Below are 12,169 nucleotides of genomic sequence, written 5' to 3'. Positions count from 1 at the left end.
CGCGAGCCACCGCGAAGGCGACGAGCCATCGCACATCGACAACTAAGTTAGCGCCTATGGGGTCAAGCCCGAGGATGACGGAGGGTGGGGTGACGTCCTGCCATACATAGAGCCGGCACTATCAGCAGGCACCCGCGTAGCCGCCTAGACCTCGACGCCACGTCAACCCCGTTGGCTTTCGCCGCGTGACGCGTTATGGACTGCGCAACCCCGCCAGCATCCGGATGAGAGCTCATGACCAATCCCGTCACCGTCGAAGTCACCCGCGGCCTGCTCGTCGAAAGTCGCCATCGTGGCGCGGTGGCTGTGGTCGATGGCGATGGTAAGCTTGTCTTCTCGCTGGGCGACATCGAAGCTGCGGTCTTCCCGCGCTCGTCCTGCAAGGCGATGCAGGCGCTGCCGCTGGTCGAGAGTGGTGCGGCCGATGCCTATGGCTTCGGCGACAAGGAATTGGCGCTGGCCTGCGCCTCGCATAATGGCGAGGACGAGCATGTGGCGCTTGCCGCGTCCATGCTGTCGCGTGCCGGCCGCGATATCGAAACGCTGGAATGCGGCGCCCACTGGTCCATGAGCCAGAAGATCCTGATCCAGCAGGCTCGCATGCTCGATGCGCCGACCGCGCTGCACAACAATTGCTCGGGAAAACATGCCGGTTTCATCTGCGCCTGCTGTCATCAGGACCTCGATCCGAAGGGCTATGTCGGCTATCAGCACCCGCTGCAGGTTGAGATCCGCGCGGCGATGGAAAGCCTGACCGGGGCCGTGATTGGCGCCGATAGCTGCGGCACCGACGGCTGCTCGATCCCGACCTATGCCGTGCCGCTCAAGAGCCTTGCCCATGGTTTTGCGAAGATGGCGACCGGCACCGGCCTCGAACCCCTGCGTGCCAAGGCATCCCGTCGCCTGATCGAGGCCTGCATGGCCGAGCCCTTTTACGTCGCCGGCTCCGGCCGTGCCTGCACCGCGCTGATGCAGATCGCCCCCGGCCGCATCTTCTGCAAGACCGGCGCCGAGGGCGTCTTCTGCGCCGCCATTCCGGAAAAGGGCATCGCCATCGCTCTCAAATGCGAGGATGGCATGACCCGCGCCGCCGAAGCCATGGTGGCGGCGACGCTTGCCCGCTTCTTCGAGATGGAGAGCGAGGTGCATGCGGCCCTGATGGCCTATGCCACGAAGCCAATGCGCAATTGGAACGGCATCCATGTCGGCGATATCAGGGTCACTTCCGCCTTGGCCGGATGAGTTGAGCTTGCGTATATAAGTTATCAGAAAAATAAGAATTACCTAATATAAAGGGGTACGTCCTGCGATCGCGGATGCACCCTTTCGCGGCGACGTGAGCACAGTCCTGGAAGCCGTGAGGGCAGGGCATGTTTGCAGGCCGCTATCTGTGGTGGATGCTGATGGGTATCGGCATCTTCATGTTCGCCGCGCTGAGCCTCGATTATATCACCTGGCTCACGATCCAGCTGTCCGGCTGCGGCGAGATGGCCGGGGCCTGCGAGCCGGGCCTGCGGCTGATATCGGGCGTGCTCAAACCCGCCTGCATCTGGACCGCGATCGGCGTGCTCTTCATGGCGACGCTGCTCCGTCTTCACGCTCTCTCGCTCATCTGGTTCTGGGGCCCGATCGTCGCCATCTGGTTCGTCGCTTCCACGCCGATCCTGCTCTTCCTGGCGGCGGATGCGGCGGCGCTGACACAATCCGCCACCCTGGCCGCACTGCCTGTCGCCTTGCTGTTTCTGGCGTCTTTCGCAGCCTATCTCATGGTTGCCCTCGAGGATGGCGAGATGCCGCCGCTTGCAGCCTCGGTGCCGTTGCGCCTCACACTCCGCCTGACGGCGGTCTACGGCGCGCTTGCCGGTGCAGCCTTCATGCCGGAACTGTCGCGGATCGCCGGAACCCTGCTCGACATGCCGGCGCTTTCCGTCATCATCGCGCTGGCGCAGCCCTATCTGCAGACGGTGCTCACCCTTGGAACCGGCAGCATGGTGCCGGCCTATGCCGTGCTGGCGGCCTTCATCGCGGCCCTTGCCGCAAGCCTCCTGCCACATGCTGCCGTGCCGCCGCCCTCCCGCAGCGCCATCATGCTGCGGCGATCGCGCCGTTGAGATCGCGATAGGGTTTCAGCTGTTCGGCCGTCATCTCCATGGGCACGATCAACCCCGCCACCTCGGAAATGCCGAGCACCGGGCAGGGCGAGACGAGGTCGAACTTATCCTCCGTCAGCAGCACATGCGTTTCGGCCGAGCAGCGGGCGATATGCCGCTTGATCGCCGCTTCCTCGAAATCGCCGGTGGAAAGCCCGTGCACCGGATGCGCGGCGGTGACGCCGAGAAAGAAGAGGTCGGGGCGGAGCTGCGAGATTGCCGCCATGGCCGCTGCCCCCGTCGCCACCATCGAATGTTTGTAGAGCCGGCCGCCCGTCAGGATCACCTCGGCTGTCGGGTGGTGTTCGAGTTCGGCGGCGATCGTCGGGCTGTGGGTCGCAACCGTCAGCGGCATGTCGCGGGGCAAATGCCTGGCGATCTCCGCCGTCGTCGTGCCGCCATCGAGGAAGATCATCTGACCGGGCTTGACCATCGCCGCCGCCGCCGCCCCCAGCCGCGCCTTGATCTGCGACGAGACGCTGCGCCGCGCGGTGAAATCAGGCAGGTCTGGCGCCAGCGGCATCGCCCCGCCATGCACCCGTTTCAGCAGCCCTTCCGCTGCCATTTCCCTGAGGTCGCGGCGGATCGTGTCCTCCGAAAGGGCGAAATCCTCGGCGACGCGCTTGGCGATCACCTGGCCGTCACGGCGCAGGATGTCGAGAATGAGGGTCTTGCGTTGTGTTGTCAGCATCGGATCTCTGCACGAAATTAAACATAACAGCCCGATATTGCACGAAATGACTCGACATTCAAGAAATATCGTGCATTTTCATGACATCCCGTGCATGAGGCCGGGAAAGTGCTCACGCATAAAGCGGAGCGAAGGAGTGGATCATGTTGATTTTGATTGCCGGGCCCTATCGGTCCGGAACCGGCGACGACCCGGAAAAGATGGCCGCCAACCTGAAGCGGCTTGAGGCACCCTCTCACGCGCTGTTTCAGGCCGGCCATGTGCCGATGATCGGCGAATGGGTGGCGCTGCCGATCTGGCACGCCGCCGGCGGCCGGTCGGTTGGCGATGCGCTCTACGAAGAGATCTTCCACCCGGTCGCCGGCCGGCTGCTGCAGCTCTGCGAGGGCGTGCTGCGGCTGCCCGGCGATTCCAAGGGAGCGGACAACGACGTGCGCATCGCCCGGGAACGCGGCATTCCGGTCTGGCACAGGCTGGAGGATGTTCCGGGCTGCGGCTGAGGTTACCTCCGGAGGGAGAGGTGCGCCGATCGTATCCGGCTACGTTGGCTGACAAGGCGAGTGGAAGTGCAAGATCTGCCCCTCACACTAACCCTCTCCCCGTAAAAACGGGGCGAGGGGACGTGGCAAACGCAGCGTCGAGGTCGGGGAAAGCCGGTGCGGCATGTCCCTTCGCCCCGCCTGCGGGGGTCCGAAGGACGGGTCGAGACCCGTGGCTCGACCCCGGTTGGTGGCGGCAGCCGGATGAGGGGCGCGCGCGGCACACCGATCATGCCCTCACACTCGCACGCACCCAAAACCCAATCACCCCAGTTCCGGCGCACCGACCCCTGGGCTATAACCCTTGCCGAAAGGGAGTCGAGAACCATGCTGACATTGTACTACGCGTCGGGAACCTGCGCGCTCGCAAGCCTTATTGCCCTGGAAGAATCCGGCCTGGCCTTCGAAGTAAAGAAGATCAGCCTCCGCGATGGCGAGCAGCGTTCGCCGGACTATCTGAAGATCAACCCGAAGGGCCGGGTGCCGGCACTGGTCACCGATTATGGCGTGCTGACGGAAACGCCGGCGATCCTGGCTTATATCGCCCAGAGCGCGCCGGCCGCCAAGCTGGCGCCGCTTGACGATCCCTTCGAATTTGCCAGGCTCCAGTCCTTCAACAGCTATATCTGCTCGACCGTGCATGTGAACCATGCGCATCGCCCGCGCGGCTCGCGCTGGGCCGACGAGCCGGCGGCAATCGAGGCGATGAAGGCGAAGGTGCCCGAGAATATGGCCGATTGTTTCACGCTGATCGAGCGGACGATGTTTGAAGGCCCATGGGCGATGGGTGAAGCCTATTCGCTCGCCGATCCCTATCTCTTCGTCATGACCGACTGGCTGCCGTCGGACGGCGTCGATCCCGCCCGCTTCGAAAAGGCGAGCGACCACCACGCCCGCATGCTGCTGCGCCCCGCCGTCCAGCGGGCGCTGGCCTACGACCGGGCCTGACCGTTAAATCCTGCGGCAAGCTTCTTCGGCGCCCGGAACAGCCAGGCGCCGATCAGCCGCAGCCGCAATTCCTCGTCGCCGATCACGGCGGCGCGCACCGGCAGATGCGGCCAGCCGACATAATGATCGGTTTGAAAATAGACGTCAGGCGCCATTTCCAGTAGGTGATCCTTGTCGTCGAGCGAAATCGAGATCAAGATCGTCTCGGCATTCTTCACCGCGACAAAACTCTTGCCGCCGACCTTCAGCGCCGGATTGCCGTAGGAGGTGCTCTCCTCGACATCAGGCAGCCCGGCTTCCGCCGCCAACCGCTTCAGGCGTTCGAAGATCGCATCGACATCGCCGGCCATGGTTCCGCCCTTTCTGCCAGGGCGAACCTACCATATTTTTACGCGCATTTCGCCAGCGGCGACTTGGCCTCCGCCTGAAAGCCGGCCGGCATCCCGAGCGGCAGATCGGCGATTTCGCGCATCGACATTCGTTCGACCTCCGGATGCCGCAGCGGATCATCCTTCCAACTGGGGACAATTTCTGCGCTTCCCACCGGAAGGGCAGGTCTCAAGAAAAACTTCAGCAACGACATGGCATGCCTCGCTTTCTTCCGTGGCGCGGATATGATCGCCCAACGGCTCTCGGCCTCCGAGCCATCCTATCTGGCCAACGCTCCGCGCTCGAATGGATTGCCTATGCTTGCAATGTCGGCCTCAACAGCCAGATTTTCAATTGAGAATAACGCTGAGGCGGTATAGAAAAACTATATGAAGAACCTCAACATGGTCCATCTCAACGGCCTGCGGGCGCTGGAAGCCGTCGGTCGTCTCGGCTCGCTGCAGGCCGCCGCCGACGAGCTCGGCGTCTCGGTCGGCGCCGTCAGCCAGCAGGTGATCAAGGCCGAAGCCCAACTCGGTCAGGTGATCTTCGAGCGCACCGCCAGGGGCATGATCGCCACCGAAGCCGGCCGGCCGGTGCTCCTGGCGCTCGACGAGGGATTCGCCCGGCTTTCGGCGGCGGTGTCGATCGCCAGCCGCAAGGACGATACCATCCTGACCATCTCGGTGGCGCCGGTTTTCGCCGCCCGCTGGCTGGTCTGCCGGCTCGATCGCTTCGCCGAGCGTCATCCCGACATCAAGCTGCGGCTGGATGCAACCACCAACCTCGTCAATCCGGCCCTTTGCGACGTCGATATCGGCATCCGCGTCGGCAACGGCAAGTGGCCGGACGTGAAGGCCGAACTGCTGTTGGCACAGGAGGTCTTTCCGGTCTGCTCCCCCGAGATGGCGGCGACATTGAAGGAACCCGCCGATATCCTCGCACTGCCCGCGATCATTGACGGCCGCGCCATGTTCACCTGGGAGGTCTGGATGCGCGAGGTCGGCCTATCCGGTGCCACGCTTTCGACCCGCCACGTCTTCAACGATGCCTCGCTCTGCCTCGATGCGGCGATCGCCGGCCAGGGCGTCATGCTCGCCTGGCAGACCCTGGCCGCCTTTGCGCTCGCCGAAGGCCGGCTCGCCGCCCCTTTCGGCATCCGCGCGCCGACCGGCTTCGGCCATTACTTCGTCACCGCCGAAGGCACGCGTGAGCCGAAGAAGGTCAAGGATTTCAAGGCCTGGATCCGTGAGGAAATGGCCGGCACGCTCGCCCTTTTCCAGTAGTCCTCAAATTTCGATCGGCTCCTTGCCGCGGGTCGCCTGCATGGCCTTGTAAGCCGGGCGGGACTGGCAGCGCTCGATCCAGACTTTGATGTTCGGATGCGCATCGAACAGCGCCTCTTCGGTCTGGGTGTAGCGCAGCACCTCGGCAATGTTGAGATCGGCAACGGTAAAGCGGTCGCCGGCGATCCATTGCCGGCCGGCGAGGTGGCCTTCGAGAACCGCCAGCGGCCTGCGCAGCGAGCGGCAGGAAACCGCGATCGTCTGTTGGCCGCCTTCGCTGTTTTCGAGCCCGTTATCATAGGTGAGCACGATCTTCACTGCGTGCGGTTCGACCTCCGCAGCCGCCCAGACCGTCCACATCGTCAGCAATCCCTCTTCCTCGACGGTTTGGCCGGAAAGCGGTCCGCCATGTTTACGGGCGAGGTAAAGATTGATCGCCAGCGACTCGTGCATGACGAGGTCGCCGTCCCGAATGCTGGGGATCTGCGCCATCGGGTTGACGGCAATGAATTCAGGCGAATGCGTGTTGAGCGGCGCATTCTCAGATAGCGGATCTGCGAGCCGCCTTGCCTGCAGCACCGGCACCGAGCGGAATTCGAGCCCAAGCTCCTCCGCCATCCAATAAACGCGTGAGGCGCGCGATCGATAGACCCCGTAGATTGTCAGCATGAACGTATCCCCTCGATGTGTCCAAGAGACCGTAAATGCCGCACCGATCCTGGAAAAATCCTTGTGGCTGATGGGATGATGAAAGCTTTTGATATCAGATGAAGATTTCAAGTTATACGCGCCGCAATTCCGGCAGGGTGAGTTTGGCGAAAGCGCCCCCACCCTCCGTCATCCTCGGCCTTGTTGTACGGCCTTGATACATAGCTGACAGATGTTCGGAGACATGCCTGACACTTCCGCGATGATTTTTGTCGGGAGGTCGGCATGGTTTGGCGGTCGAGGTCAGTTGTGGACGAGCGTTTGGAATTTTGCCGGTTGGCAGGGCTGGAGGGGACGAACGTCTCTGAGCTTTGCCAGCGCTTCGGCATCAGCCGGCAGACGGGCTATGTCTGGCTGCGGCGCCTGCGGGCGGGCGAGCCGGTGGAGGACCGCTCACGCCGGCCGCATGCGAGCCCGCGGCGGACCGGAGCCGATCTCGAGCGCGCGGTGCTTGATATCCGCGACGAACATCCGGCCTGGGGCGCTCGCAGGATCACCCGCCGGCTGCAGGATCTCGGGACCGAGCCGCCGTCTGCATCCACCGTCCATGCCATCCTGGTGCGCCACGACCGCATCGGGCCACAGACGGGTGGCCGGCCGGCGCTCGGCCGCTTCGAGCGTGAGGCACCCAACCTGCTCTGGCAGATGGACTTCAAGGGCCGCACGCAGCTCGTCTCAGGCCTCTGGTGCCATCCCCTGACGATCATCGATGACCATTCCCGCTTCGCCGTCGGCCTCGAAGCCTGCGCCGACGAGCGCATGCAGACCGTCCGCGGCCGGCTGGAGCCCATCCTGCGCCGCCACGGTCTGCCGATGGCCATCTATACCGACAACGGCAACCCATGGGGCACCGGCGTGCCCAACCAATGGACAAGGTTGCGTGTCTGGCTGCTCAAGCTCGGCATCGACCTCATCCATGCCAGACCCTACCACCCCCAGGGCCGCGGCAAGAACGAACGCTTCCACCGCAGCCTCAAGGCCGAGGTTTTCGACTTCAAAGCCCTCGCCAGCCACGCCCAAGCGCAAAGGGCCTTCGACCGCTGGCGTGACATCTACAACCATTGCCGTCCCCACCAGGGCATCGACATGGCCGTGCCGGCCAGCCGCTACCGGCCTTCACCGCGCCCGTTTCCCGACCGCCTGCCCGAACCGGCCTATGACAGCTCGGAGATCGTGCGCCGCGTTGGAACAACCAAGGGCTATGTCAGCTTCAAGGGACGGGCCTGGCGCGTGCCCAACGCCTTCAAAACCGAATGCCTCGCTATCCGCCCGCTCCAGCGCGATGGTCTCTACGGCGTCTTCTTCGGCGCAACACAGGTCGCAAAAATCGACCTCAAAAGCCAGGACTGACTGTCAGGCATGTCTCCGAACATCTGTCAGCTATGTCTCCGGGCTTTACACTTGTGCCGAGGATCTATGCCCGTAGCGGTTTTTGGATGCGGCGTGGATGCTCGGCACAAGGCCGAGCATGACGGAGCAAGGAGCCATGACTCGGGGAAGCAAAAGCACTTGTTACGAAACGCGGTTCCGCTCGACGGTCAGCTGCGCATAGGGCGAGCCGCCTCCCGCCATCTCGCCGGACACTTTCTTCTCCCATTGGAAGCCTAACACCGCGCCTTCGGCGGTCTCCTGGAAGATGTTGTCGGTGATGACGGCGGTCCCCGCCCCGTCGGCGACCGAGACGGCACAGCCGACCGGGGCCTTGCGCACCACATTGCCTGTCACAACGACGTTGCGCAGATACGGACCCCAGCCGATCTGCAGGCCCCAGCGCGGCGCACCCTCGATCACATTGCCTGAAATCAGCGTATCGGCCTCCGCCGCGATGCCGATGCCGAAACCGACCTCGTGCTGGTAGGGACCCTTCAGCGTCAGGTTGCGCACGACATTGCCGGTGACGCTCGCCAGCCGGCCGCCCTCGTCGAAATTGGCGATCGAGATGCCGTTCGCCGCCCCGTCGATCATGTTGGCGGAAACGACGGCGCCTTCGAAGGCGAATTCGACATAGATCGCCGTCTCGCCGGACCGCCGGCACTGATTGCTGCTGATCTGGATGTCCGAAGCCGAATTGGCGCGGATCGCCGTAAAGGCGCAGTCGGAGATGTGGTTGTTCACCACCATCACGCCGTCGGCACGGAAGATGTTGATGCCGTTGCCGTTTTGGCCGGTGCCGCCGTCATTGGCGCGAATGTTGGAAATGCGGTTGCCGGAGACAACCGTGCCGTCCTCCGCCTTCTTCCAGCGATGCACCAGGATGCCGCCATTGCCGCAATCCGAGACCGTATTGCCCGTCACCGAAAGGTTGGCGGAATCCACCGCGTAAAGCCCGGATTGGGCGGCACCCGAAATGCGGCTGCGCTCGATCCGCCCGCCGCAGCGCTCCAGCTGCAGGCCGTGCTTGCGGCTGCCGCCGATCTCGCAATTGTCGATCAGCACCTCGTCGACGCCGGTAAATTGCAACAGCCCGCCGGCATCGTCGCCAAGCCAGCGGTTGCCGCCGTCGATGACGAGATTGGAAAGCTCGATCCGCCGCACGTTCTCGGCCGAAAAGAGATGGCCCTCGCCGGTATAGATAATCTGCGAGGCGCCGGGCACGCCAGTGATGCGCGTATTGTCGGGCAAGGTGAGATTGGAAATCCGGTAGGTGCCGGGCGGCAGGAAGACCGGCACGTTCTCGCGCGCCGCCTGTTTGATCATCTGCTCAAGGTTGCGTGTCTTGCGGTCGCCGCTTTCGGGAATGGCGCGATATTCCACCGCGTCGATCGCCCCGCGCAGGTCCGGCTGAGCGGCCGCCGTCAGCGGTGAGGCAAGCGCGCGTGATGTCCCTCCCGCAACGGCCGAGGCAGCGAGGAATAAAAGCATGTCGCGGCGTGAGGGCATCCGGGGATCACTTGTCATAACGCGCCCGTAGCAGGAAACGTGCCAGGCGGGCATGTATTCTTTTGGCACAAGCTTGGCAAAGGCGGGCGAAATTGCCGTCGTGGAGAGCCCGACGGCAGGATATCGCCGCTTATATTGTCGTCTTGTTCACCCTTTCATTTAAGCAAGCCGAAGGAAATGAGGACTACTTTTAAGGGAATTTCTATGATGACGGGTGTGGGGTACGGCCTTCGGCCGGCGGGGAGAATGGCGGCATGCAGGAACCGAGTGCCAGGCGATGGGAATCAGCCGATGCCCTGACGGCCGAAACGCGGCGCATCGTCGCCGCGACGGAGGCAATGATGGCATCGACCGCCCACCACCTTTCCGAGGGCATCGAGAACCTGCGCCTCAAGGAAATCGTCCACGAACTTCCGGATTTTCTCTACGTCAAGGATCGTGACAGCCGCTTCGTCTTTGCCAACGCCGTCACCGCCAGCAGCCTTGGCCTGGAGAGCGCTGCGCTGATCACCGGCAAGCGTGACTTCGACCTGTTCGATTTCGAGACGGCGCTCCACCATTTCGATATCGAGCAGCAGATCATGACGACGGGCGAAGCCCGCATCGACATGGAGGAATCCTACGTCCTTCCCGGCAGCAGAAGACCGATATGCCGGCTGACCTCGAAGATACCGCTGCGCAACGATCGCGGCGAAATCGTCGGCCTGATTGGTGTTTCCCGTGATATCACCGAACGCAAGCGCCAGGAGGATCTGCATCGCGGCCAGGCGAGCCTGCTCGAAATGATTGCCCGCAACGAACCGTTGCCGATGATCCTCGAGGCTCTCGTGCTGATGATCGAGGCGCAACTGACCGGGATCGACGGCTCGGTACTGCTGCTCGACAGCGAGGGCACCAGGCTCTATCATGGCGCCTCTCCCAATCTGCCCGGCGGCTATAGCCGCCTCATCGATGGTGTCACGATCGGTCCCAAGGTCGGCTCCTGCGGCACCGCCGCCTGGCGCGGTCAGACCGTGATCGTCGAGGATGTGATGAGCGATCCGCTCTGGGAGGATTTTCGCGCGTTGATCGCCCCGTTCGGCTTCCGCTCCTGCTGGTCGACGCCGATCGCCACATCGCAGAACAATGTGCTCGGCACGTTCGCGCTCTATTCCAGGGAAGTCCGCCGTCCCACCGAGCACGAGATGACGCTGGTGGCGCTCGCCACCCATATCGCCGGCATCGCCATCGAGCGCAAACGTGTCGACGATCGCATTCATTTCATGGCCCATCATGATGATCTGACGGGCCTGCCGAACCGTGCCTTCCTGAAGGAGCGGCTGGCGAGTATCCTCGACCAGGCCCGGCGCAACAACCGCAAGGTGACCGTCGCCTATATCGATCTCGACAATTTCAAGGACATCAATGATGGCCGCGGCCACGCCGCCGGCGACGAGGTGCTGAAGGAGATTGCCGCCCGCATGGCCAATAGCGTCAGGGCGTCAGATATGGTGGTGCGTCTCGGCGGCGACGAATTCCTCGTGGTGCTCGTCCACCAGTCAAGCCACGATGCCGGCATCACGCGCCGCCTTCGCGAGCTGCAGAAGGCGATCAACCGGCCGATCCGCGGTGCCGACGGCGAGATCACCGTCACCTCGAGCATCGGCGTTGCCGCCTTCCCCTTCGATGGCGCAACCTCGGAAGAGCTTCTCGCCAATGCCGACCGCGCCATGTACCGCGCCAAGGAACTCGGCCGCAACACATTGCAACATCACGAGGGCTGCAGCACGCCCGTCGGAATGCCGCTCGGCGAGCACGAGGAACTGCACCTGGCGATCGCCGGCGACCAGTTGTTCCTGGAATACCAGCCGCAGGTCGATGTCGCCACCGGCCGCATCACCGGGCTCGAGGCGCTGGTCCGCTGGAACCATCCGGCCAAGGGCAGGGTGCCGCCGATCAATTTCATTCCGCTCGCCGAAGAGACCGGCTTGATCGTCCCCCTCGGTCTCTGGGTGCTGAACGAGGCCTGCCGTCAGGCGCGCAACTGGCAGGACATGGGCCTGACGCCGCTGACGATCGCCGTCAACGTCTCCGCCAAGCAGTTCGCCGATCCGGATTTCGCAACCCATGTCGCCGAAGCGCTCGAGCGCCACCGTCTGCAGTCCCGCTGGCTGGAGCTGGAGGTCACCGAAAGCGTGGTGATGCACGATGCCGAACGCGCGCTCGCCATGATGGAAACGCTGCGGGCGTTGGGCGTTCGCCTGTCGATCGACGATTTCGGCTCCGGCTATTCCAGCCTGGCGGCGCTGAAGACCTTTCCCTTCGATCGCCTGAAGATGGACCGTTCGCTGGTCGAGGCTTTGCCGGGCGACAAGACCGCCGTCGCCATCGCCTCGGCCGTCATCTCGCTGGCGCAGACGCTGAAGCTTTCCGTTCTCGCCGAAGGCGTCGAGACCGACGCCCAGATGGATTTCCTGCGCCAGGCGCGCTGCGAGCAGGCGCAGGGCTACCGCTTCTCCAAGCCCGTCTCCCCGGAGGAGATCCCGGCATTGCTGCGGGCGCGGAGCCTCTAGTGCATTAGTGCATGTCGCCCAAAACTGTGCAGCGGTTTTGGGAGAA

Annotated in this window: 11 protein-coding genes and 1 pseudogene; 7 read left to right on the top strand and 5 right to left on the bottom strand. The window is 63.7% G+C overall.

Annotated features, from left to right (window positions below; genetic code table 11):
• Positions 1–234: 234 nt before the first annotated feature.
• Together A6U98_RS01545 and A6U98_RS01540 are read left to right on the top strand one after the other, a co-directional pair.
• Positions 235–1,242 (top strand): asparaginase, encoded by a 1,008-nt coding sequence (locus A6U98_RS01545; RefSeq protein WP_064647450.1) that lies wholly within the window; start codon positions 235–237, stop codon positions 1,240–1,242.
• A 128-nt stretch (positions 1,243–1,370) separates the two neighbouring features.
• Positions 1,371–2,111 carry a hypothetical protein gene (locus A6U98_RS01540; RefSeq protein ID WP_064647448.1) on the top strand — a complete coding sequence of 247 codons (741 nt, stop codon included), beginning with the start codon at positions 1,371–1,373 and terminating at the stop codon, positions 2,109–2,111.
• Here the strand turns inward: A6U98_RS01540 and A6U98_RS01535 are convergent.
• Positions 2,086–2,841 (bottom strand): DeoR/GlpR family DNA-binding transcription regulator, encoded by a 756-nt coding sequence (locus A6U98_RS01535; protein WP_064647446.1) that lies wholly within the window; start codon positions 2,839–2,841, stop codon positions 2,086–2,088. The genes A6U98_RS01540 and A6U98_RS01535 overlap by 26 nt on opposite strands.
• 143 nt (positions 2,842–2,984) lie before the next feature.
• Between A6U98_RS01535 and A6U98_RS01530 the strand changes: the two genes are divergently transcribed.
• Together A6U98_RS01530 and A6U98_RS01525 are read left to right on the top strand one after the other, a co-directional pair.
• Entirely contained in the window at positions 2,985–3,341 is a 357-nt protein-coding gene (locus A6U98_RS01530) for a hypothetical protein (RefSeq protein ID WP_012756560.1), read from the top strand.
• 366 nt (positions 3,342–3,707) lie between these two features.
• On the top strand, positions 3,708–4,328 hold the full coding sequence (locus A6U98_RS01525) for a glutathione S-transferase family protein (RefSeq protein WP_064647444.1): 621 nt from the start codon (positions 3,708–3,710) through the stop codon (positions 4,326–4,328).
• On the opposite strand, the gene A6U98_RS01520 is transcribed toward A6U98_RS01525, so the two are convergent.
• Entirely contained in the window at positions 4,313–4,678 is a 366-nt protein-coding gene (locus A6U98_RS01520; protein ID WP_064647442.1) for an MmcQ/YjbR family DNA-binding protein, read from the bottom strand. The genes A6U98_RS01525 and A6U98_RS01520 overlap by 16 nt on opposite strands.
• Positions 4,679–4,716: 38 nt before the next feature.
• A complete protein-coding gene (locus A6U98_RS01515; RefSeq protein ID WP_064647440.1) occupies positions 4,717–4,911 on the bottom strand; it encodes a hypothetical protein in 195 nt (64 codons plus the stop codon).
• Positions 4,912–5,086: 175 nt separating this feature from the next.
• On the opposite strand from A6U98_RS01515, the gene A6U98_RS01510 reads away from it, so the two are divergent.
• On the top strand, positions 5,087–5,983 hold the full coding sequence (locus A6U98_RS01510) for a LysR substrate-binding domain-containing protein (RefSeq protein WP_064647438.1): 897 nt from the start codon (positions 5,087–5,089) through the stop codon (positions 5,981–5,983).
• A gap of 3 nt (positions 5,984–5,986) precedes the next feature.
• On the opposite strand, the gene A6U98_RS01505 is transcribed toward A6U98_RS01510, so the two are convergent.
• Entirely contained in the window at positions 5,987–6,652 is a 666-nt protein-coding gene (locus A6U98_RS01505; RefSeq protein WP_064647436.1) for a glutathione S-transferase family protein, read from the bottom strand.
• Positions 6,653–6,916: 264 nt separating this feature from the next.
• Between A6U98_RS01505 and A6U98_RS01500 the strand changes: the two are divergent.
• A pseudogene (locus tag A6U98_RS01500) lies at positions 6,917–8,085 on the top strand (IS481 family transposase); the annotation flags it as partial.
• Between the two features lie 118 nt (positions 8,086–8,203).
• Here the strand turns inward: A6U98_RS01500 and A6U98_RS01495 are convergent.
• Entirely contained in the window at positions 8,204–9,571 is a 1,368-nt protein-coding gene (locus A6U98_RS01495) for a TIGR03808 family TAT-translocated repetitive protein (RefSeq protein ID WP_064647432.1), read from the bottom strand.
• A gap of 254 nt (positions 9,572–9,825) precedes the next feature.
• On the opposite strand from A6U98_RS01495, the gene A6U98_RS01490 reads away from it, so the two are divergent.
• Positions 9,826–12,123 (top strand): EAL domain-containing protein, encoded by a 2,298-nt coding sequence (locus A6U98_RS01490; RefSeq protein WP_064647430.1) that lies wholly within the window; start codon positions 9,826–9,828, stop codon positions 12,121–12,123.
• Positions 12,124–12,169 lie beyond the last annotated feature (46 nt).

Origin of the sequence: Rhizobium sp. WYCCWR10014, from assembly GCF_001657485.1 — a bacterium.
In the GTDB taxonomy this organism is placed as follows: Bacteria; Pseudomonadota; Alphaproteobacteria; order Rhizobiales; family Rhizobiaceae; genus Rhizobium.
The sequence above is the reverse complement of the archived record's forward strand: the minus strand, read 5'-3'. Positions and strand labels throughout refer to the sequence as shown.

Excerpts from the sequence above, each read along its gene's own strand:
- A6U98_RS01520 (WP_064647442.1), bottom strand. The coding sequence starts at position 4,678 with ATGGCCGGCGATGTCGATGCGATCTTCGAACGCCTGAAGCGGTTGGCG.
- A6U98_RS01525 (WP_064647444.1), top strand. The coding sequence starts at position 3,708 with ATGCTGACATTGTACTACGCGTCGGGAACCTGCGCGCTCGCAAGCCTT.
- A6U98_RS01540 (WP_064647448.1), top strand. The coding sequence starts at position 1,371 with ATGTTTGCAGGCCGCTATCTGTGGTGGATGCTGATGGGTATCGGCATC.
- A6U98_RS01545 (WP_064647450.1), top strand. The coding sequence starts at position 235 with ATGACCAATCCCGTCACCGTCGAAGTCACCCGCGGCCTGCTCGTCGAA.
- A6U98_RS01490 (WP_064647430.1), top strand. The coding sequence starts at position 9,826 with ATGCAGGAACCGAGTGCCAGGCGATGGGAATCAGCCGATGCCCTGACG.
- A6U98_RS01515 (WP_064647440.1), bottom strand. The coding sequence starts at position 4,911 with ATGTCGTTGCTGAAGTTTTTCTTGAGACCTGCCCTTCCGGTGGGAAGC.
- A6U98_RS01505 (WP_064647436.1), bottom strand. The coding sequence starts at position 6,652 with ATGCTGACAATCTACGGGGTCTATCGATCGCGCGCCTCACGCGTTTAT.
- A6U98_RS01535 (WP_064647446.1), bottom strand. The coding sequence starts at position 2,841 with ATGCTGACAACACAACGCAAGACCCTCATTCTCGACATCCTGCGCCGT.
- A6U98_RS01510 (WP_064647438.1), top strand. The coding sequence starts at position 5,087 with ATGAAGAACCTCAACATGGTCCATCTCAACGGCCTGCGGGCGCTGGAA.
- A6U98_RS01530 (WP_012756560.1), top strand. The coding sequence starts at position 2,985 with ATGTTGATTTTGATTGCCGGGCCCTATCGGTCCGGAACCGGCGACGAC.
- A6U98_RS01495 (WP_064647432.1), bottom strand. The coding sequence starts at position 9,571 with ATGCCCTCACGCCGCGACATGCTTTTATTCCTCGCTGCCTCGGCCGTT.